This window comes from Microbacterium sp. NPDC089321, assembly GCF_040684935.1.
Lineage (GTDB): Bacteria > Actinomycetota > Actinomycetes > Actinomycetales > Microbacteriaceae > Microbacterium.
Genome location: NZ_JBFBGX010000003.1, coordinates 158767 through 178115 on the forward strand (window position 1 = coordinate 158767; position 19349 = coordinate 178115).

General features: G+C 69.3%; 20 protein-coding genes and 1 tRNA gene. 14 read left to right on the plus strand and 7 right to left on the minus strand.

All coding sequences use genetic code 11. From position 1 onward, the window contains the following. Positions 1 to 3: 3 nt before the first annotated feature. Positions 4 to 498, minus strand: a complete 495-nt coding sequence (locus AB0N59_RS14265; RefSeq protein WP_363484681.1) for a MarR family transcriptional regulator — start codon at positions 496 to 498, stop codon at positions 4 to 6. A gap of 112 nt (positions 499 to 610) precedes the next feature. On the opposite strand from AB0N59_RS14265, the gene AB0N59_RS14270 reads away from it, so the two are divergent. From AB0N59_RS14270 to AB0N59_RS14295, 6 genes are all read left to right on the plus strand, one after another. Continuing rightward, positions 611 to 682: transfer RNA gene (locus AB0N59_RS14270), tRNA-Gln, on the plus strand. Position 683: 1 nt separating this feature from the next. Beyond that, a complete protein-coding gene (gene glmU / locus AB0N59_RS14275) occupies positions 684 to 2114 on the plus strand; it encodes a bifunctional UDP-N-acetylglucosamine diphosphorylase/glucosamine-1-phosphate N-acetyltransferase GlmU (RefSeq protein WP_363484684.1) in 1431 nt (476 codons plus the stop codon). Positions 2115 to 2123: 9 nt separating this feature from the next. Next, positions 2124 to 3158, plus strand: a complete 1035-nt coding sequence (locus AB0N59_RS14280) for a ribose-phosphate diphosphokinase (protein ID WP_363484687.1) — start codon at positions 2124 to 2126, stop codon at positions 3156 to 3158. Between the two features lie 63 nt (positions 3159 to 3221). Next, positions 3222 to 3665 carry a hypothetical protein gene (locus tag AB0N59_RS14285; protein ID WP_363484690.1) on the plus strand — a complete coding sequence of 148 codons (444 nt, stop codon included), beginning with the start codon at positions 3222 to 3224 and terminating at the stop codon, positions 3663 to 3665. A gap of 6 nt (positions 3666 to 3671) precedes the next feature. Continuing rightward, on the plus strand, positions 3672 to 4577 hold the full coding sequence (locus AB0N59_RS14290; RefSeq protein WP_363484693.1) for an FAD:protein FMN transferase: 906 nt from the start codon (positions 3672 to 3674) through the stop codon (positions 4575 to 4577). Positions 4578 to 4602: 25 nt separating this feature from the next. Then, the gene (locus AB0N59_RS14295; RefSeq protein ID WP_363485014.1) at positions 4603 to 6132 is read left to right on the plus strand and encodes a flavodoxin reductase; all 1530 of its coding nucleotides are present in this window, start codon (positions 4603 to 4605) and stop codon (positions 6130 to 6132) included. Here the strand turns inward: AB0N59_RS14295 and AB0N59_RS14300 are convergent. The 3 genes from AB0N59_RS14300 to AB0N59_RS14310 are packed head-to-tail and all read right to left on the minus strand — an operon-like array spanning position 6126 to position 9217. After that, a complete protein-coding gene (locus AB0N59_RS14300) occupies positions 6126 to 7661 on the minus strand; it encodes an ATP-binding protein (protein ID WP_363484695.1) in 1536 nt (511 codons plus the stop codon). The genes AB0N59_RS14295 and AB0N59_RS14300 overlap by 7 nt on opposite strands. Positions 7662 to 7664: 3 nt before the next feature. After that, entirely contained in the window at positions 7665 to 8393 is a 729-nt protein-coding gene (locus AB0N59_RS14305; RefSeq protein WP_363484698.1) for a response regulator transcription factor, read from the minus strand. 44 nt (positions 8394 to 8437) lie between these two features. Next, on the minus strand, positions 8438 to 9217 hold the full coding sequence (locus tag AB0N59_RS14310; RefSeq protein WP_363484701.1) for an FCD domain-containing protein: 780 nt from the start codon (positions 9215 to 9217) through the stop codon (positions 8438 to 8440). A 133-nt stretch (positions 9218 to 9350) separates the two neighbouring features. Between AB0N59_RS14310 and AB0N59_RS14315 the strand changes: the two genes are divergently transcribed. From AB0N59_RS14315 to manD, 6 genes are all read left to right on the plus strand, one after another. Beyond that, entirely contained in the window at positions 9351 to 10661 is a 1311-nt protein-coding gene (locus AB0N59_RS14315) for a sugar ABC transporter substrate-binding protein (protein WP_363484704.1), read from the plus strand. A gap of 61 nt (positions 10662 to 10722) precedes the next feature. Continuing rightward, a complete protein-coding gene (locus AB0N59_RS14320) occupies positions 10723 to 11649 on the plus strand; it encodes a sugar ABC transporter permease (protein ID WP_363484706.1) in 927 nt (308 codons plus the stop codon). Then, positions 11646 to 12527, plus strand: a complete 882-nt coding sequence (locus tag AB0N59_RS14325; protein WP_363484708.1) for a carbohydrate ABC transporter permease — start codon at positions 11646 to 11648, stop codon at positions 12525 to 12527. Before AB0N59_RS14320 ends, AB0N59_RS14325 begins: the two co-directional genes overlap by 4 nt. 2 nt (positions 12528 to 12529) lie before the next feature. Next, positions 12530 to 13057: a gluconokinase gene (locus AB0N59_RS14330; protein ID WP_363484711.1), complete on the plus strand. Its 528-nt coding sequence runs from the start codon at positions 12530 to 12532 to the stop codon at positions 13055 to 13057. Continuing rightward, entirely contained in the window at positions 13054 to 14202 is a 1149-nt protein-coding gene (gene dgoD / locus AB0N59_RS14335; RefSeq protein WP_363484714.1) for a galactonate dehydratase, read from the plus strand. Before AB0N59_RS14330 ends, dgoD begins: the two co-directional genes overlap by 4 nt. Positions 14203 to 14224: 22 nt before the next feature. Continuing rightward, complete coding sequence (gene manD, locus AB0N59_RS14340) at positions 14225 to 15463, plus strand: D-mannonate dehydratase ManD (RefSeq protein ID WP_363484716.1); 1239 nt, start codon at positions 14225 to 14227, stop codon at positions 15461 to 15463. Positions 15464 to 15525: 62 nt separating this feature from the next. Here manD and gndA read toward each other — a convergent pair whose 3' ends face one another. Then, complete coding sequence (gndA, locus tag AB0N59_RS14345) at positions 15526 to 16974, minus strand: NADP-dependent phosphogluconate dehydrogenase (RefSeq protein ID WP_363484719.1); 1449 nt, start codon at positions 16972 to 16974, stop codon at positions 15526 to 15528. A gap of 128 nt (positions 16975 to 17102) precedes the next feature. Further along, complete coding sequence (locus tag AB0N59_RS14350; protein WP_274606813.1) at positions 17103 to 17228, minus strand: hypothetical protein; 126 nt, start codon at positions 17226 to 17228, stop codon at positions 17103 to 17105. 213 nt (positions 17229 to 17441) lie between these two features. On the opposite strand from AB0N59_RS14350, the gene AB0N59_RS14355 reads away from it, so the two are divergent. Together AB0N59_RS14355 and pth are read left to right on the plus strand one after the other, a co-directional pair. Then, a complete protein-coding gene (locus AB0N59_RS14355) occupies positions 17442 to 18068 on the plus strand; it encodes a 50S ribosomal protein L25/general stress protein Ctc (protein WP_363484723.1) in 627 nt (208 codons plus the stop codon). Positions 18069 to 18172: 104 nt separating this feature from the next. Further along, positions 18173 to 18751: an aminoacyl-tRNA hydrolase gene (gene pth / locus AB0N59_RS14360; protein ID WP_363484726.1), complete on the plus strand. Its 579-nt coding sequence runs from the start codon at positions 18173 to 18175 to the stop codon at positions 18749 to 18751. A 17-nt stretch (positions 18752 to 18768) separates the two neighbouring features. On the opposite strand, the gene AB0N59_RS14365 is transcribed toward pth, so the two are convergent. Then, positions 18769 to 19341, minus strand: coding sequence for a hypothetical protein (locus AB0N59_RS14365; protein ID WP_363484729.1), 573 nt, complete (start codon positions 19339 to 19341; stop codon positions 18769 to 18771). Between the last annotated feature and the right edge of the window lie 8 nt (positions 19342 to 19349).

Below are 19349 nucleotides of genomic sequence, written 5' to 3' on the forward strand. Positions count from 1 at the left end.
CCATCAGGAATCGAAGCTCAGGCTGAGCTTGCGCAGCAGACCGGCGAGCCGCTCGCGGTCGCCGCGGGGGAGGGCACGCAGCAGCACAGCCTCGGCGTCGACGAGGCGGGTGATCGCGGCATCCACTCGAACCCGTCCGTCGTCGGTCAGGGTCACCAGCACGCTGCGGCCGTCCTGCGGGTCCGACTCGCGGCGGACGAAGCGGCGACCGACGAGACGGTCGATGCGGTTGGTCATGGTGCCGCTCGAGACCAGCGTCTGCTGCAGCAGCTGCTTGGGGGAGAGCTGGAAGGGTGCCCCCGCTCGGCGCAGCGCCGACAGCACGTCCCACTCCCACGGCTCGATGTCGCTGCGGCGGAACACGTCTCGCCGTGCGCGGTCGAGATGCCGCGAGAGACGGTCCATGCGCGAGAGCACCTCGAGCGGCGAGAAGTCGAGGTCGGGGCGCTGGGTGTTCCAGGCGCCGACGATCCGGTCGACCTCATCCGCCTCGCTCATCCGTCCATTATCGCGTGCCGCCGCTGCCGCCCGCTCCGTGCACGGCGGGGGCGTCAGGTGCGCCGTGGCAGAATTGACGAGCGGTCGCCGTCTCGGGCGGCAGAGACCGTGGTCCGCCGTGGTGTAACGGCAGCACGACAGCCTTTGGAGCTGTGAGGTTCAGGTTCGAATCCTGGCGGCGGAGCATGACGCAGAACAATCTGGCCATCGTCGTGCTCGCCGCAGGGCAGGGCACGCGCATGAAGTCCCGTCGTCCGAAGGTGCTGCACGAGATCGCCGGGCGCCCGCTCGTCGGTCACGTGCTCACCACCGCGCGCTCGCTCGGCGCCGCGCACATCGAGGTCGTCGTGCGGCACGAGCGCGAGCAGGTCGTGAGCGCTCTCGCCGCCGACTATCCCGACGCGATCTTCGTCGACCAGGACGACGTGCCCGGCACCGGTCGCGCCGTGCAGGTGGCGATAGATGCGCTGCCCGCCGACTTCGACGGCGACGTGCTCGTGCTCTCGGGCGACTGCCCGCTGGCCGACGCCGACACGCTCTCGGCCTTCCTCGACGAGCACCGCGCCTCCGGCGCGCCGGCGACCCTCATGACCGCCGTCGTCGACGACCCGACCGGGTACGGCCGGGTGATCCGCGACGCCGACGGCGGCGTCGACCGGATCGTCGAGCAGAAGGATGCCAGCGACGACGAGGCAGCGGTCAGCGAGATCAACGCCGGCATGTACGTCTTCCGCTCGGAGACGCTGCGTCGCTACCTGCCCGAGATCGGCGTCGACAACGCGCAGGGCGAGATGTACCTCACCGATGTGCCGGGGCTTCTCCGCCGTGACGGCGACCGCGTCGCGGCATCCGTCGTGTCCGACGTCTCGGTCACCTTCGGCGTCAACGACCGCGCTCAGCTCGCGCTCGTGGGCCGTCTGCTCAACCAGCGCATCGTCCGTCGCTGGCAGCGCGAGGGCGTCACGATCGTCGACCCCGAGACCACGTGGATCGACGACGACGCGAAGCTCTCGGCCGATGTGACGATCCTGCCCAACACCCAGATCCTGCGCGCCACGGTGATCGCGGCAGGCGCGACGGTCGGCCCCGACACCACGCTGGTCGACTGCGAGGTCGGCGAGGACGCCGTGGTCAAGCGCACGGATGCGAACCTCGCGGTCATCGGCGCGAACGCCACCGTGGGCCCGTTCTCCTTCCTGCGGCCGGGCACCGTGCTCGGCGCGGGCGGCAAGATCGGCGCCTACGTCGAGACGAAGAACGCCGAGATCGGCGAGGGCAGCAAGGTGCCGCACCTGTCCTATGTGGGCGATGCCACGATCGGGCGCGGGGTGAACCTCGGCGCCAGCACGATCACCGCGAACTACGACGACGTGAACAAGCACCGCACCGTGGTGGGCGACGAGGTGCACACCGGCTCGCACACGGTGCTTGTCGCGCCCGTTAGGCTGGGAGCCGGTGCGAAGACCGGTGCCGGCGCCGTCGTCCGCAAGGACGTCCCCGCGGGTGCCCTGGCCATGAGCGTCGCCCCCCAGAGGAACATCGACGGGTGGGTCGAGAAGAACCGAGCAGGCACGGGGGCAGCGGACGCTGCCGCCCGGGAACGATCAGCAGAATAGGCGACTGGCATGGGGCGCAAGAAGAAGACGGCTGCACTCGACCGTGAGAAGGGCGTCGCACCCGGACTCATCGCGAAGACGAAGAAGCGGCTGGTCGTCGCGGGCGGACGCTCGCATCCCGAGCTGACCGCGGCCGTCGCCGCGGCTCTCGGCCAGGAGGTCGCTCCCGTCGAGCACCGCACCTTCGCCTCGGGCGAGATCTACGCCCGGTTCGAGGTCTCGATCCGCGGCTGCGACCTGTTCATCGTGCAGTCGTTCGGTGAGCCGGTGAACGAGTGGCTCATGGAGACGCTGATCATGCTCGACGCGGCCAAGCGCGCGTCGGCGAAGCGGATCACCGTGGTCGCGCCGTACTATCCGTACTCGCGCCAGGACAAGAAGGGCCGTGGCCGCGAGCCGATCTCGGCCCGTCTCGTCGCCGACATGCTCAAGGTCGCCGGCGCCGATCGCGTCATGAGCGTCGACCTGCACGCCGCGCAGATCCAGGGCTTCTTCGACGGACCGGTCGATCACCTCTTCGCCAAGCCCGTGCTGCTCGAGCACTTCGAGGGAACCCTCACCGCCGAAGACCGCGAGACGCTCACGATCGTGTCGCCCGACATGGGCCGCGTGCGCGTCGCCGACACCTGGTCGGACAGCCTCGGCGCCCCGCTCGCGATCATCCACAAGCGCCGCGACCCGAAGGTCGCCAACCAGGTCTCGGTGCACGAGATCGTCGGCACCGTCGACGACCGCACCTGCCTTCTCGTCGACGACATGATCGACACCGGCGGCACCATCGTCAAGGCCGCACAGGCGCTCAAGGCGAACGGCGCCCGCAAGGTCATCGTCGCCGCGACGCACGCCGTGTTCAGCGACCCGGCATCCGAGCGCCTGCAGGACGAGTCGATCGACCAGGTCGTCATCACCGACACCATCCCGCTCACCGAATCGCGTCGCTGGGAGGGGCTCACGATCCTGCCGATCGCGCCGCTGCTCGCGACCGCGATCCGCCAGGTCTTCGAAGACGGCTCGGTCACGAGCATGTTCGGCGGAGACGCCTGAGTTCTGCTGCAACGCATATCGGGCACCCGGAATCCTCATAGCCGGATGCCCGAAGCTGGAGGCATGAACCAGCATCCCGTCGCCCGTACCGGAACCGCTCTGCTCGGCATCGCCGGCGCCCTCGTGCTCGCGGGATGCTCCGGCGCGGCAGACGCCGAGACGGGCGACGCGGCTCCGGGCACGTCGAGCGACGTGACCGCGCCGTACGCCGACGGCACGTACACGGCCGAGGGGTCGTATCAGACGCCCGAGACGGTCGAGACGATCGAGGTGACCCTCACGATCGCCGATGATGCGGTCAGCGATGTCACGGTGGTCGGCGACCCGATCGCCCCTGAGTCGAAGAACTACCAGGGGCAGTTCATCGCGGGCATCTCGGACGAGATCGTCGGAGTCAAGGTCGACGATCTCGACGTCGACCGCGTCGCCGGGTCGTCGCTCACGAGCGAGGGCTTCGACCAGGCTCTCGCGAAGATCAAGGACGAGGCCGCCGCCGCGGCCGAGTGAGACCGCATGCACGCCTGGCGGTTCGACGCCATCGGGACGCGCTGGGAGATCGAGACCGTCGACCCGCTCGACGACGGCGATCGTGCCCGGGTGCAGAGCATCATCGGCTCGTTCGACGAGACCTGGTCTCGTTTCAGAGACGATTCGGTCGTCTCTGCGCTGCGGGAGCGGGGCGGATCCGCGCCGCTGGATCCGGATGCTGCCGCCGACGCCCAGGAGATGCTCGACGTCTACCGTGAGCTGGATCTCGCGACGCACGGCGCGGTCAATCCGCTGATCGGCGCGGCGCTCGAGGCGCTCGGCTACGACGCGGCTCTGAGCCTGGAGCCAGGCCCCGCGCGGGAGGCGCCGGGCGACTGGCGCACTCGACTGCGTGCCGACGACGGGTCGCTGATGCTGGACGGCGCTGCCGTCATCGACGTCGGGGCGGTGGGGAAGGGCCGGCTGGTCGACCTGATCAGCGACGCGCTCGATGGCCTCGCCGGGCGGGTCACGGTCGACGGCAGCGGCGACCTGCGCGTCCGAGGCGGGGCGGCACGGGTGGCGCTGGAGCACCCGTACGATCCGAGCTCGGCGATCGGGGTGGTGGAGGTGGCGGATGCCGCCCTGTGCGCTTCCGGCGTCACGCGTCGCTCCTGGGCCGGCGGGCTGCACCACGTGCTCGACGGGCGCACGGGCCTGCCCGTTCGCACCTGGGCTGCCACCTGGGCGCTCGCGGGCGACGCGCTGCACGCGGATGCCGCGGCCACGGCGCTGTTCTTCGACGGGGGCGCGCCGCTCGCCGATCGATGGGGCGTCGAATGGGTGAGGATGTCGACGGACGGGCGCGTGGAGCGTTCGGCCGGATTCCCCGGTGAGGTGTTCACCGCGGGTGGTGGGCGGCGCCGGCGCCGTGAGGATACGGAAGAGTAGAACGGTGATCACTGCGTTTCTCGCCATGCGGCAGCGGGTGCTGGCCGTGCTGGGCGCCATCTCGATGTACCGTCTCGTGCTCTTCGCTCTCGCCGCACTGGCGGTGATCGCCCTCGGGCTCTCGCTCGCGGGTCTCGTCGGGCCCTCGGCGGGCGAGATCCTCGCGTCGTTCGCGGTGCTGACCGTGGCCATCTCCGTGGTCGACGCGGTCGCGCAGCGCGTGCTGCGCCTGCCGTGGCGCATCGAGTCGTCACTGGTCACCGCGCTCATCCTGCTCTTCGTGCTGCAGCCCTCGCTGACGCTCGCGGGTCTCGGCGGCACGGCGCTCGCCGGCGTGCTCGCCAGTCTCTCGAAGTACCTCATCGCGTGGCGCGGGCGCCACATCGTCAACCCGGCCGCGTTCGGCGCCGCGGTCGTGACGATCCTGGGGCTCGGTACCTTCTCCGCCTGGTGGGTGGGCACGCCGTGGCTGTCGCCGTTCGTCGCGCTGCTCGGACTCGTGGTGCTGTGGCGTACCGAGAAGGTGCGCCTCGTGCTCGTCTTCCTGGCCGTGGTCGTGATCGTCTCGGTGGTGCGCCAGGTGGTGCAGGCGCAGGCGTTCGGCGTGCCGTTCGACGCGGGCGATGCGCTCGTCAGCGCGGTGACGCAGACCCCGTATCTGTTCCTCGGGGCGTTCATGCTCTCCGAGCCGCTCACCCTGCCGCCTCGGCGGTGGCAGCAGTTCAGCGTCGCAGCGCTCGTGGGCGTGCTCGCCGGCTGGCCGATCGCGGTCGGCACGCTCTTCACTCTGGGGCAGGAGCGCGCGCTGCTGATCGGCAACCTGCTCGCCTTCGCCTTCGCGCTGCGCGGCTCGGTGCGTCTCATCCTCACCAAGCGCGAGTTCATCACCCCCACCGCACAGGAGCTCACCTTCCGGGCCAAGGGCCGCGTGCGGTTCATCGCCGGACAGTACGTCGAGCTGGAGGTGCCGCATCGCAATCCGGATGCCCGTGGCACGCGCCGCGAGTTCAGCATCGTCTCCGCTCCTGCCGACCTCCCGACGCTGCGCATCGCCTACAAGGACGGCGACCAGAAGCATCCCTCGAGCTACAAGCGAGCGCTCAAGGCGGCTGAGCCGGGGGCGGCGCTCGCGGTCACGGGCACCTGGGGCGACTTCGTGCTGCCGCGTGGCTCGTCACCCGTGCTCATGGTCGCCGCGGGCATCGGCGTGACGCCGTTCGTGTCGCAGCTGCGGCAGCTGCAGGCCACCGGCGTGAAGCGCGATGTCGTGCTGGTCTACGTCGCATCGGAGGCGGCAGAGCTCGCCTTCCGTGACGAGCTCGCCGCGACCGGTGCGCGAACGATCGTGTTCACGCGCGACGAGCCGGTCGATCTGCCGGCCCATTGGACCTGGGCGCAGGGCATCCGCCTCGACGCCGAGGGCCTGCAGCGCGTCGTGCCCGACCTCGCGAGTCGCCATGCGTTCATCTCGGGACCGCCGCGGCTCATCGCCGATCTGGCACCGGCGCTGCAGAAGGCGCGCGGCGTCACCACCGACGCGTTCGCCGGCTACTGAGGCTCCTGCCGCGGTCGCCCCGCCGCGCCCGCCTGCTCGGGTGCGAGCGGCTCTCGCGAGTCCGCGGTTCGCGGCAGGCGCACGGTGAAGACCGTGTCGCCGGGCTCGCTCTCGACCGAGATGGTGCCGCCGTGGCCCTCGACGATCGCCTTGGCGATCGCGAGCCCCAGCCCCGTGCCGCCCGTCTGGCGTGCGCGTGAGACGTCGCCGCGGGCGAAGCGGGCGAAGAGCTCTTCGCGCACGGCCGGGTCGATACCGGGCCCGTCGTCGTGCACGCGCAGCTCGGCTCCCGTCGGGGTGGCCGACACCGAGAGCGTGATCGTCGTGCCCTCGGGAGTGTGGGTCCGGGCGTTCGCGAGCAGATTGCCGACGACCTGATGCAGGCGACCCACATCGCCGGTCACCGTGATGGGCTCGCCAGGGGTCTCGAGCTTCCAGTGGTGGCCGGGGGCGGTGGGCTGCGCATCGGCGAGCGCCTCGACGGCGAGCTGTGAGAGGTCGACCTCGCCGTGCACGAGCTCCGCGCCCTCGTCGAGGCGGGCGAGCAGCAGCAGATCCTCGACGAGCCGGGTCATGCGCAGCGACTGCGCCTGGATGCGCTCCAGCGCCGAGGTCGTGTTCTCGACCGCGGGCGCGTCCTGCGACTGCCTGAGGGCGCGCAGCGACAGCTCGGAGTACCCGCGGATCGATGCCAGCGGCGTGCGCAGCTCGTGACTGGCGTCCGCGACGAACCGGCGCATGCGCTCCTCATTGCGCTGGCGAGCGGCGAGCGACGAGTCGACGTGGTCGAGCAGGGTGTTCAGCGCAACGCCCACCCTGCCCACCTCGGTGCGGGGGTCAGCCTCGTAGTCGGGCACGCGCTCGGTGATGCTCACCTCGCCTCGGTCGAGTGGCTGTCCGGCGACCCGGGATGCGGTGGCCGCGACGGCGCGCAGGGGGCGCAGCCCCATGCTGATGGTGAGCGCGGTCGTCAGCGCGAGCAGGATGAGCCCGCCCAGGGTCGCGAGAGCGATCACGGTGAACAGCGAGGTCATGGTGCGCTGCACCTCGGCCCGGGGGAGCCCGGTGATGACGACCACGTCGTTCTCGGTGCGGTCGACCGTCACACGGTACGAGCCGAAGTCGGGCAGGATGACGGTCGCGGATGTGGAGTCGTGCAGCGCCGAGGTGAGGGTGAGCAGGTCGGCTGCCGGAAGGCTCCGGCGGGTGTCCGGTGTCGCGATGACGCCGGAGGCGGCGGCGCTCGGCGGCAGCACGGCCACCAGCAGGCTGCCGTCGGAGACGATGCCGCCCTGGATCGCGGTCTCGGCCGTCAGCGCCTCGCCGCGCAGCGCGGCCCGCTGCGCGCGGTCGGTGACCAGCGCGGTCGTGACGTTCGACGTCGCGTCGAGCTGCTCCTGCAGGCCGTCCTCGAGCGTCTTGCCCAGCGTGGCGCTCGTGATGATGGCGACGATCACCAGGATGAGCGAGACGAACCCGATCACCGCGGCCATCAGCCGCGCCTGCAGGCTCAGCGGGTGGGGGAGCATGGGCTACTGCGGTGACTTGATCATGTAGCCGACCCCGCGCACGGTGTGCAGCAGGGGAGTGCGTCCGGCATCGATCTTCTTGCGCAGGTACGAGATGTACAGCTCGACCACCGACGACTTGCCGCCGAAATCGTAGCTCCACACGCGGTCGAGGATCTGCGCCTTCGACAGCACGCGCCGCTCGTTGCGCATGAGGAAGCGCAGCAGCTCGAACTCGGTCGCCGTCAGCTCGATCTCGTCGTCGCCGCGCATGACCTCGTGACTGTCCTCGTTCAGCGACAGGTCGGCAACGCGCAGGATCGACTGCTCGTCGTCTGCGTGGACCTGGCCGGAGCGGCGGATCACCGCGCGGAGCCGCGCGATCACCTCCTCGAGGCTGAACGGCTTCGTGACGTAGTCGTCGCCGCCGGCGGTGAGCCCGGCGATGCGGTCGGCGACGGCGTCCTTCGCGGTGAGGAAGACGACCGGCACGAGATTGCCCGACTCGCGCAGCCGGCGCAGCACGCTCATGCCGTCCAGGTCGGGCATCATGACGTCGAGCACCAGGGCATCCGGTTCGAACTCGCGCGCGACCTGCAGGGCCTCGAGTCCGGATGCCGCTGTGCGCACCTCCCAGCCCTCCATGCGCAGCGCCATGGCGAGCAGGTCGGTGAGCATCGGCTCGTCGTCAACGGCGAGGATGCGCAGCGGGGTTCCGTCAGGGCGACGAAGGTCGGGGTGCTCGGTGCTCATGCGACCATTCTCCGGTGCGTTTCATCGAGAATCCATAGGTTTTGCTATGAGCGCTCTGAGTCCGACTCGGTCGAAGGCAGCTCGGTCGCCTGCTGCTCCCATATCGAGCGCATCTCGTTCATGGTCCGCTCCATGATCGCGATCATCGCGGAGGCGGCCTTCTCGGCGTTGCCGGCCTGGATCGCGGTGGCGATGTCGACGTGCATCTGCAGCGCCTCGTGAGCGGGGTACTGGGGCATGAGCCCGTAGTGCGTGCGCCCCGAGAGCACCTCGTCGACGAGGTGATGCATCTTGGCGAACATCTCGTTGCCGCTCATCTCGAGCACCAGCGCATGGAACTCGCGGTCGAGCTGCAGGAACCCCTCGGTGTCGCCCTCGCGGCCGGCCGCCCACAGCCTGCCGGAGAGCCCGACGAGCTCGCTGGCCTGATTGAGGGGCGCTCGCAGGGCCGCGAGCCGAGCGGCAGCCGGCTCGATGGCGCCGCGCAGCTCGGTCAGCGAGCGCAGCTGAGCCACTCGGCTGGGGCCCGCCAGCCGCCAGCGGATCACCTGGAGGTCGTAGACGTTCCACTGGGCGAGCGGCTGCACGCGCACGCCCACCCGTCTCTTCGACACGACCAGGCCGAGGGCCTCGAGGGCCCGCAGGGCCTCCCTGACGACCGGGCGGGACACCTGGAAGCGGCCTTCCACCGACTCCGTGGTGAACGTGGATTCGGGCCCGATGGCTCCCGAGCAGATCTCGCGGCCGAGGGTGTCGAGCACGAGGTTGCGCAGGTCGCCCGTGACAGCGAGGGGCACGTGCGGCGGGGTCAGAGACGACGGCATGTGTAGAGCATATCTTTTCGGCAACAGGGGTTGAATAGTCATACTTTTGGTGGTTATCGTGTCAATAGGGCAGATGTAACCCCGCATCTGAACAGTGCCGCAGCGAGGAAGCCCGGCACAGGATGGAGTCACAGTGAAGTACGGATCCAAGCCCGCCCGCGTCATCGCGGCGGCAAGCATCGCCATGGTGGCAGGAGCGCTGGCAAGCTGCAGCTCCGCACCCGAGGTCGACCCGGAGGCCGGTATCGAGGGTCAGACGATCAGGGTCACTCTCGCCAACCACGTCTGGACCGAGAGCATCAAGGAGCTCATCCCGGAGTTCGAGAAGGAGACCGGCGCGAAGGTCGAGATCACGCAGCTCGCCGAAGACCAGCTCTCCGACCAGTACAACGTCAAGCTCAACGCGGGAACCGACGAGATCGACGTGATGATGTACCGGCCGCTGCAGGAGGGCAAGCTCTTCGCAGACAACGGCTACCTCGCCGACCTCACCGACCTCGCGGAGGGCGACAAGGAGTGGGACTGGTCCGACTTCCAGAAGGGCCCGGCCGAGCTGACGACCTACGATGACGAGATCGTGGGCGTGCCGATCATCACCGAGCGCACGGTGCTGTACTACCGCAAGGACCTGCTCGAGAAGGCCGGCCTCGAGGTGCCGACCACGCTCGAGGAGCTGGACGCGGCCGCGGCCAAGATCCACGAGCAGAACCCCGACATCGCCGGATACATCGGTCGAACCGGAAAGTCCGCCGCGGTCACCCAGTTCAGTGCCTTCCTCTTCAGCTTCGGCGGCAAGTGGATCACCGACGACGGCGAGTCCGCGATCGACAGCGACGAGGCGCGTGCCGCGTACAAGTTCTACGGCGACCTCATCAGCACGCACACCAGCGCGACGGTCAACCCCGAGATGAGCTGGCCCGAGGCGTTCGCCGTGTTCCAGCAGGGCAAGGCCGCGTTCATCGCCGACGCGGACAGCCTGTACAAGAACATGACCGATCCTTCGCAGTCGACCGTCGCGGACAGCGTCGGATTCGCGGCGTTCCCCGCGGGCGACGCCGGTGCGAAGCCCTACAACATCGCATCGTGGGGCCTCGCGATCAACGACGCCACCGAGAAGAAGGACGCCGCCTGGCAGTTCATCGAGTGGGCGACCTCGAAGCAGACGATGCTCGAGATGTCGAAGCTCGGCGTCTCCGGATCGCGCACCTCCGTCTGGGATGACGCGGATGCCACGGCCGACTACCCGGAAGAGCTGATCGAGGCCATCAAGATCAACGGCGAGAACGGCGTCGGCCAGGATCGCCCCCTGGTCATCCAGGTCGCGCAGGCGCGTGAGATCGTCGGCGACCCGATCGTCACCGCCATCGCCGGCGGCGACGTCGACGCGGCCGTAGACACCGCTGCCAAGGCCTTCGACGAGTTCCTCGCCGAAGACGCCGAGTAACGATCCGATCCCGCACCGCCCCGCCGTCGCGGGGCGGTGCGGACCGACCTTTGGACGCATCATGACCGCATCCCCGACCGTTCCCGAGGTGGGCGCTCGCGAGCGCTTCAGCCGCTGGGCCGACCGTCATCGCAAGTGGGTCCTCGCCGGCCCGTCGATGGTCTTCACCCTGCTGATGCTCGCCATCCCGCTGGGATGGACCATCTACCTCGGCTTCACCGACTCGAAGCGCTCGGTCCGCCGCGACTTCGACTTCATCGGCTTCGAGAACTACGCGGAGGCGCTGACCGACACCGAGCGCTTCTGGCCCTCGGTGGGCCGCACGGTGTACTTCACGGCCGGCGCCCTCTTCTTCGAGCTCATCCTCGGCATGATCATCGCCCTGCTGCTCTGGAAGCCGTTCCGCGGTCAGGGCGTGGTCCGCACGATCGTGCTGCTGCCCCTCGTCGCCACCCCCGTCGCCGTGGGCATGATGTGGCGCCTGCTGTTCGAGCCCAACATCGGGTTCGTCAACGAGATGCTCTCGTGGGTCGGCATCCCCCCGCAGCCCTGGCTCGCCGATCCCGCCACCTCGCTGTCGACCCTGATCTTCGTCGACGTCTGGCAGTGGACGCCGATGGTCGCCCTCATCCTGCTCGCCGGTCTCACCGGACTGCCCGAGGAGACGCAGGAGGCAGCCCGCGTCGACGGCGCGAACGCCTGGCAGCGCTTCTGGTTCGTCACCGTTCCTCTGATGCGTCCCGTGATCATCGCGGCCGTGCTGCTGCGCGGGATCGACGCGCTGAAGACGTTCGACATCCTCTACGCCACCAAGGGCAAGGGCGGCGGGTCGTCGCACGACGTCGAGACCCTGAACGTCTACGCGTACGGCCTGAGCTTCGACTACAACGAGTACGGCCTCGCCTCGGCGGTGCTGATCCTCTTCTTCCTCATCATCCTCGCTGTCATCTGGGTGCTGCAGATGCAGAGAAAGGGCCGGGAGTCATGACCTCCGCCACCCACACCCGCGCACTGGTCGCACCCGGGCCCGCGCCGCTGATCCGTCGCCGCAGGTTCCGCTGGAGCTCGGTGGGCCGCTTCGTCGGACTCGCCCTCATCGTGCTCGCCTTCCTCGGCCCCATCGTGTGGATGGTGCTCGCGAGCTTCAAGCTCAACGTGCAGATCTACGACGCCAGCCAGGCGCTGCTGTTCGAGCCGACGCTGCAGAACTACGACACGGTGTTCGACCCGAGCCGCGGCAACTACCTCGTCTACATCTGGAACTCGTTCTTCGTCGCGTTCATGGCGACGGGGCTCTCGCTGCTGCTCGCGGTGCCGGCCGCGTACGCCATGAGCCGGTTCCTCATGAACCGCTCGGCGCTGGTCGTGCTGCTGGCCCGCATCATCCCCGGCGTCAGCCTGCTGGTGCCGTGGTACTTCATCTTCGCCCAGCTGAAGATGACCGGCGGCTACCTGCCGCTGATCCTGTCGCACATGTTCGTGTCGCTGCCGCTGATCCTCTACATCATGATGTCGTTCTTCGACCAGCTCCCCGAGGAGCTCGAGGAGTCGGCGCAGGTCGACGGACTCACGGCGATCGGCGCGTTCTACCGCATCACGCTGCCGCTGTCCGTGCCCGGCATCGCGACCGCGACGATCCTGTCGTTCATCTTCTCGTGGAACAACTTCATGTTCGCGCTCGTGCTGGCCGGGCAGTCGACCAAGACGCTGCCCGTGGCGATCTTCGACTTCATCGGGTACGCCTCGATCGACTGGGGCGCGCTGATGGCGGCATCCGTCGTCGTCACCACTCCGATCATGCTGATCGCGCTGTTCACGCAGCGCTACATCGTCTCGGGCCTGACCGCCGGCGCGACGAAGGGATGACCATGTCGCACAGACCACCCGTCGCCATCGTCGTCATGGGCGTGCAGGGAATCGGCAAGACCACCACGGGACGGATGCTCGCGTCCCGCCTCGGGGTGCCGTTCACCGACGGCGACAGCCTGCACCCCGCCCGCAACGTCGCGCTGATGGCAGCCGGAACGCCGCTCGACGACGCCGACCGTGAGCCGTGGCTGCGGCTCGTCGGCGACACCATCGCCTCGCACGCCGCCACGGGCGGAGTCGTCGTCGCCTGCTCCGCGCTCAAGCGGGCGTACCGCGACACGCTGCGCGCTCATGCGCCCTCGCTGTACATCGTCGAGCCGTGGGGGCCCATCGAGCTGATCGCCTCGCGCATCGCGGCGCGCAGCCACGAGTACATGCCGCCGACCCTGCTGCAGTCGCAGTACGACACGCTCGAGCCCCTCGAGCCCGACGAGCGCGGCATCCGGGTGAGCGTCGAGCAGAGCCCGGATGACGTGGTCGAGGAGATCCTCTCCGACTACCTCGCACACGCGGGGGAGGCGGCATGAGCGCCATCGCCAGGGTCGAGGCGCTGCCGGTCGCGCCCCGCTGGCTGTTCGTGAGAATCGAGACCGATGACGGCCTCGTGGGCTGGGGAGAGGGCTCGCTCGAAGGGTACGCGGACGTCGTCGCGGCCGCTGTCGTCCAGTTCGCCGGCTATCTCGTCGGCAAGGACCCCGATCGCATCGAAGACCACTGGCAGGTGCTCACCAAGGGGCAGTTCTACCGCGGAGGAGCCGTGCTGGCCAGCGCGGTCGCCGGCATCGACCAGGCGCTGTGGGACATCAAGGGCAAGCGCCTCGGGGTGCCCGTGCACGACCTGCTCGGCGGCGCCGTGCGCGACCGCATCCGCGCCTACGGCTGGGTCGGAGGAGACGACCCCGACGAGGTCGCCGATCACATCTCCGCGCAGGTGGCCGTGGGTCTCACCGCCGTGAAGATGAACGCCTCGGGCCGGATGAGCAGAAACGGCTCCGTGGCCGAGCTCGATCGCGTCGTGGCCAGGGTGGCCAGCGCCCGCGAGGTGCTCGGCCCGGATCGCGACGTGGCGGTCGACCTTCACGGACGCTTCACGATCGCGACGGCCCGCCGGCTCGCGCCGCTGCTCGAGCCCCTGCATCCGTTCTTCCTGGAAGAGCCCGTCGTGCCTGAGAACACGCACATGATCGAGCGGATCGTGGAATCGACCAGCATCCCGATCGCGACGGGGGAGCGGCTGTACTCCCGCCAGGAGTTCATCCCGTCACTGCAGGCGGGCGTCGCCATCCTCCAGCCCGACCTGTCGCATGCCGGCGGCATCTCGGAGGTGCGCCGCATCGCGGCGATGGCGGAGGCCTTCGATGCGATGATCGCGCCGCACTGCCCGCTCGGCCCCATCGCGCTGGCGTCGTGCCTGCAGGTGGCGTTCGCCGCGCCCAACCACCTGATCCAGGAGCAGTCGATCGGCATCCACTACAACCAGGGCGCCGAGGTGCTCGACTACGTGGTCGACACCGAGCCGCTGCGCTTCGTCGACGGCTGCTTCGAGCGACTGACCGCCCCTGGGCTCGGCATCGAGGTCGACGAGAGCGCGGTCCGCGACGCGACATCCCGCTGGCAGCCATGGCAGAACCCCCTCTGGCGTCATCCTGACGGATCGGCGGCGGAGTGGTGAACGAACGAGAGGACAACCCGCAGTGATCATCGACAAGGCCGAGGTGATCGTCACCAGCCCCGACCGCAACTTCGTCACGCTCAAGCTCACCACCGACGACGGTCTGACGGGCCTGGGCGACGCCACCCTCAACGGACGCGAGATGGCCGTCGTCTCGTACCTGACCGAGCACGTCGTCCCGCTGCTCATCGGCCGGGACGCGCATCGGATCGAGGACACCTGGCAGTTCCTCTACCGCTCGGCGTACTGGCGCCGCGGCCCGGTCACGATGGCGGCCATCGCCGCCGTCGACGTCGCGCTGTGGGACATCAAGGCGAAGGCCGCAGGGATGCCGCTGTACCAGCTGCTGGGCGGAGCGAGCCGAACGGGTCTGCTCGCCTATGGGCACGCATCGGGGAAGTCGCTGCCCGAGCTCTTCGACAGCGTCCGCAGCCACCTCGACCAGGGCTACCGCGCGATCCGCATCCAGACGGGTGTCCCGGGTCTGAAGTCGATCTACGGGATCGCCTCGAACGCGACCTTCGAGGCGAACGCCGGCACGCGGTACGACCACGAGCCCGCCCAGCGCGGCGCCTACCCGTCCGAAGAGGACTGGGACACCCGCAGCTACCTGCGGCACGTGCCGACCGTCTTCGAGGCCGTGCGGAACGAGTTCGGTCCCGAGCTGCCGCTGCTGCACGACGGCCATCACAGGATGACCCCGATCCAGGCCGCGCAGCTCGGCAAGTCGCTCGAGCCGTACGATCTGTTCTGGCTCGAGGACTGCACGCCCGCTGAGAACCAGGAGGCGCTCCGCCTGGTCCGTCAGCACACCACGACCCCGCTGGCGATCGGCGAGATCTTCAACACCGTCTGGGACTATCAGCAGATCATCCGCGAGCAGCTGATCGACTACGTGCGCAGCGCGGTCACCCACACCGGCGGCATCAGCCACCTCCGACGCGTGCTCGACTATGCGGCGCAGTACCAGATCCGGTCGGGCATGCACGGGCCGACCGACATCTCGCCGGTCGGCATGGCGGCGGCGATGCACCTCGGCCTGGCGATCCACAACTTCGGCATCCAGGAGTACATGCAGCACGGCAGCAGGACCGATGCCGTGTTCCAGCAGTCGTTCACCTGGCAGGGGGGAATGCTGCACCCCGGCGACGAGGCCGGGCTGGGGGTGCAGCTCGACCTCGATGAGGCGGGGAAGTACCCGTACCAGCAGGCCTACCTGCCCTACAACCGTCTCGCCGACGGCACCGTGCACGACTGGTGAGCTGAGACAGAGAGAAGGGGGCCGCGGCGATGCCGCGGCCCCCTTTCTGCTCAGTGCGTCGCTCAGTGCGTGTCGACCGCCGGGATCTCGGTGCGGTCGCCCGACCACAGGGTGTGGAAGGTGCCGTCCTTGTCGATGCGACGGTAGGTGTGCGCGCCGAAGAAGTCGCGCTGGCCCTGCACGAGCGCCGCAGGCAGGCGCTCCGCGCGGATGCCGTCGTAGTACGACAGCGACGACGAGAACGCCGGAGCAGGGATGCCGGCCTGAGCCGCTGCGATGACCACGCGGCGCCACGAGGCCTGACCCCGCGAGAGGGCCTCGGCGAAGTACGGTGCGGTGAGCAGCGCGGGCAGGTCGGGCTCGCCCGCATACGCCTCCGCGATGCGGTTGAGGAACTGGGCGCGGATGATGCATCCGGCCCGCCAGATCTTCGACACCGCGCCGAGGTCGATCGTCCAGCCGTACTCGACGGCGCCGGCGCGGATCTCGTCGAAGCCCTGGGAGTACGCGACGATCTTCGACGCGTACAGCGCCAGGCGCACGTCCTCGATGAAGGCATCTGCGTCGTCGACGACGAAGTCGCCCTCCGGGCCGGGCAGGTGGGCGGCGACGGCGCGCTGCTCGGGGTGCGATGAGAGGGAGCGGGCGAAGGTGGCCTCGGCGATGCCCGATACAGGCACGCCGAGAGCGAGGGCGGTCTGCACGGTCCATGCGCCGGTGCCCTTGGCGCCGGCCTGGTCGACGATCACGTCGACCAGCGGCTGACCCGTCTCGGCGTCGATCTGACGCAGCACCTCGGCGGTGATCTCGATCAGGTACGACTCCAGCTCGCCGGTGTTCCACTCGGCGAAGATGTCGGCGATCTCGGCGGGCGACTTGCCCGTGCCGCGACGGATGAGGTCATAGGCCTCTGCGATGAGCTGCATGTCGGCGTACTCGATGCCGTTGTGCACCATCTTCACGAAGTGGCCGGCACCGCCGTGTCCGACGTGCGTCACGCAGGGCTCGCCCTCGGCGACTGCGGCGATCGACTTGAGGATGGGGCCGAGGGTCACCCACGACTCGTCCGACCCGCCGGGCATGATGCTCGGGCCCAGCAGGGCCCCCTCCTCGCCGCCCGAGATGCCCGCACCGACGAAGTTGATGCCGGTCTCGCGCACCGCCTGCTCGCGACGGATCGTGTCGGGGAAGTAGGCGTTGCCGCCGTCGACGATGATGTCGCCTGGTTCGAAGACCCGCACCAGCTCGTCGATGACGGCGTCGGTTCCGAGTCCGGCCTTGACCATGATGATCGCGGTGCGCGGCTTCTGCAGCGACGCGGCGAACTCCTCATAGGAGAACGTCGGCACGAAGCCCGCCTCCGGATGCAGCGACACGAGCTCGTCGGTCTTCGCCCGCGAGCGGTTCAGGACCGCCACCGTGTTGCCCTCGCGGCTGGCGAGGTTGCGGGCCAGGTTCGAACCCATGACGGCGAGTCCGACGACTCCGATGTTGGCTGCGGCTGTGGGCACAGGGATCTCCTCGGTGGTGAAGGGGTGATCCCAGAGTATCGGTGCTGAACGGTCGGGATCCGTTCGTTTCATCGGCTCGCGCGCACGATCGGCGCATGGGCCGTGAGGCGGAGCCGGCCGCCCGGCGGTCAGTCCTTGCGGTAGCCCGAGCGTCCCATCGAGAACATCGCGGCGAACGAAGACACGACGCCGCAGACGGCGATCGCGCCGATGATCCAGAGGACGACGTGCGAGAGGAAGGCGGCATCGAGCATGCCCACAGCCTATCGACCTTTCGGGTACCATGGAGGAGTTCCTCGGCGAGGGAGCGCGCTCATGCGCGCATCCGTTATCGACGCGGTGACGTGAGCCCGGTGGTCGGCTGGATATTCAGCCGCACAGCGTCTCGCCTCCTCGTGTCCGCACCCGAGGCTTCCGAGACCATGACCATCGCGCGGCCCCGTCCCGCGTGCCTGAAGGAGAACAACATGTCTGACGAGAACAAGGTCGTCGCCGAGACCCGCACCAGCTTCGGCAAGGGCTTCGCCCGCCGCCTGCGCGCTGCAGGCAAGATCCCCGCCGTCATCTACGGCCACGGCACCGAGCCCGTGCACGTCGCGCTGCCCGGCCACCAGGTGTCGCTCATCATCCGTCGCGCCAACGCGCTGCTCGACCTCGACATCGACGGCACCTCGCAGCTCGCCCTCGTGAAGGACGTGCAGAAGGACCCGGTGCACCAGATCATCGAGCACATCGACCTCCTGGTCGTGAAGAAGGGCGAGAAGGTCTCGATCGACCTGCCCGTCGTCGTGACCGGCGAGTCGTTCGCGGGCACCATCGCGACCCTCGACGCCACGACCCTCGCGGTCGAGGCGGAGGCCACGCACATCCCCGAGAACGTCGAGGTCTCGGTCGAGGGCCTCGAGGAGGGCGCGCACATCACCGCCGCCGACGTGAAGCTGCCCAAGGGCGTCACGCTCGTCGCCGACCCCGAGACCCTCGTGGTCGCCGTCTCCGTCCCGGCTGCACCGGTCGAGGACGAGGCTGAGGGCGACGCCGAGGCTCCGGCCGAGGACGCCGCTGAGGCTCCGGCCGAGGAGGCCGCCGCGGAGTGATCCGCTGACGAACCTGACGGAGGGGGCGCGATCTGATCGCGTCCCCTCCGTCATATCCCGCAGTCCTCCACCATCCCCGATCCGCCCGCCCGAGAGGAACAGGCATGACCACCACCTGGCTGATCGTCGGCCTCGGCAACCCCGGCCCGCGCTATGCGCCGACCCGCCACAACATCGGGCAGATGGTCGTCGACGAGCTGGCCGATCGTCGCGGTGAGCGGTTCCGCGAGCACAAGGCGGGGGCACGTGTCGTCGAGACGCGTCTTCGGCCAGGCGGCGATCGCATCGTCCTCGCCAAGCCCAACTCCTACATGAACACGTCGGGCACCCCGGTCGCTGCGCTCGCACGCTTCTACTCGGTCGAGCCCGAGAACGTGATCGTCGTGCACGACGAGCTCGACATCCCGTTCGACAGCATCCGCCTGAAGATCGGGGGCGGCCATGGCGGGCACAACGGGGTGCGGGACATCGCGCGCACCCTCACGACACCCGACTTCCTGCGCGTGCGCGCGGGCATCGGCCGTCCGCCCGGCAGGCAGGATCCTGCAGACTGGGTGCTCGCGCCGTTCGGCTCAGTGGAGTCGAAGACCCTGCCGATCTTCATCTCCGACGTCGCGGATGCCGTGGAGCAGCTCGTCGAGGATGGTCTGCTGGCGGCCCAGCAGCGGCATCACTCCCGCTGAGCCGCGTCGCCCGACGGTCAGATCGTCGAGCCGAAGGCGATGCCGTTGCCGATGCCGTACATGAGGGTGACGGCGAGGAAGAAGAGCACCGGCCCCAGTGCCGCGATCACGATCGCGGCGATGCCCATCCCTCGTCCGCGGCGGCGCGCGATGGCGATGATCCCGGCGACGATGGCGAAGATTCCGAGCGCCGTGCCGAGCCAGAACATGATCTCCGCCCACAGCGTCTCGATGCGGGCGGGGGAGAGGGCGGCGATCACGACGTCCCCCGTCACGCTGACGAGTTCGTCGACCGAGACGAGGAGTCCGATCTGCAGGGCGAGCACGCCGGCGACGATCGGGGTCACGAGGGTCGCGACGATCGCAGAGGCGAGCGCCAGCGCTCCCGTCCGGCGCGACGGGCGCACCGGCGCGGGCACCGCGTAGCCGCCGATCGGAGCGTGGTAGCCGCCGACCGGAACGCGGTACGCGCCCGGCGGCGGCGCCTGCGGCACAGGCGCACCGGAATCGATCGTCGGCCCCTGCGGCGTCGGCCGAGCTCCGTCTGCCGACGGCAGAGGCCCTCCGGGCGGAACGAACGGATCGGACATCAGGCTCC

Bases quoted from the DNA above. Each gene is read 5' to 3' on its own strand.
- AB0N59_RS14365 (WP_363484729.1), bottom strand. From the start codon at position 19,341: ATGTCCGATCCGTTCGTTCCGCCCGGAGGGCCTCTGCCGTCGGCAGAC.
- AB0N59_RS14325 (WP_363484708.1), top strand. From the start codon at position 11,646: ATGACCTCCGCCACCCACACCCGCGCACTGGTCGCACCCGGGCCCGCG.
- AB0N59_RS14330 (WP_363484711.1), top strand. From the start codon at position 12,530: ATGTCGCACAGACCACCCGTCGCCATCGTCGTCATGGGCGTGCAGGGA.
- pth (WP_363484726.1), top strand. From the start codon at position 18,173: ATGACCACCACCTGGCTGATCGTCGGCCTCGGCAACCCCGGCCCGCGC.
- AB0N59_RS14285 (WP_363484690.1), top strand. From the start codon at position 3,222: ATGAACCAGCATCCCGTCGCCCGTACCGGAACCGCTCTGCTCGGCATC.
- AB0N59_RS14305 (WP_363484698.1), bottom strand. From the start codon at position 8,393: ATGAGCACCGAGCACCCCGACCTTCGTCGCCCTGACGGAACCCCGCTG.
- glmU (WP_363484684.1), top strand. From the start codon at position 684: ATGACGCAGAACAATCTGGCCATCGTCGTGCTCGCCGCAGGGCAGGGC.
- AB0N59_RS14300 (WP_363484695.1), bottom strand. From the start codon at position 7,661: ATGCTCCCCCACCCGCTGAGCCTGCAGGCGCGGCTGATGGCCGCGGTG.
- AB0N59_RS14320 (WP_363484706.1), top strand. From the start codon at position 10,723: ATGACCGCATCCCCGACCGTTCCCGAGGTGGGCGCTCGCGAGCGCTTC.
- AB0N59_RS14350 (WP_274606813.1), bottom strand. From the start codon at position 17,228: ATGCTCGATGCCGCCTTCCTCTCGCACGTCGTCCTCTGGATCATCGGC.
- AB0N59_RS14295 (WP_363485014.1), top strand. From the start codon at position 4,603: ATGCGGCAGCGGGTGCTGGCCGTGCTGGGCGCCATCTCGATGTACCGT.
- dgoD (WP_363484714.1), top strand. From the start codon at position 13,054: ATGAGCGCCATCGCCAGGGTCGAGGCGCTGCCGGTCGCGCCCCGCTGG.
- AB0N59_RS14355 (WP_363484723.1), top strand. From the start codon at position 17,442: ATGTCTGACGAGAACAAGGTCGTCGCCGAGACCCGCACCAGCTTCGGC.
- AB0N59_RS14280 (WP_363484687.1), top strand. From the start codon at position 2,124: ATGGGGCGCAAGAAGAAGACGGCTGCACTCGACCGTGAGAAGGGCGTC.
- AB0N59_RS14265 (WP_363484681.1), bottom strand. From the start codon at position 498: ATGAGCGAGGCGGATGAGGTCGACCGGATCGTCGGCGCCTGGAACACC.
- AB0N59_RS14310 (WP_363484701.1), bottom strand. From the start codon at position 9,217: ATGCCGTCGTCTCTGACCCCGCCGCACGTGCCCCTCGCTGTCACGGGC.
- AB0N59_RS14290 (WP_363484693.1), top strand. From the start codon at position 3,672: ATGCACGCCTGGCGGTTCGACGCCATCGGGACGCGCTGGGAGATCGAG.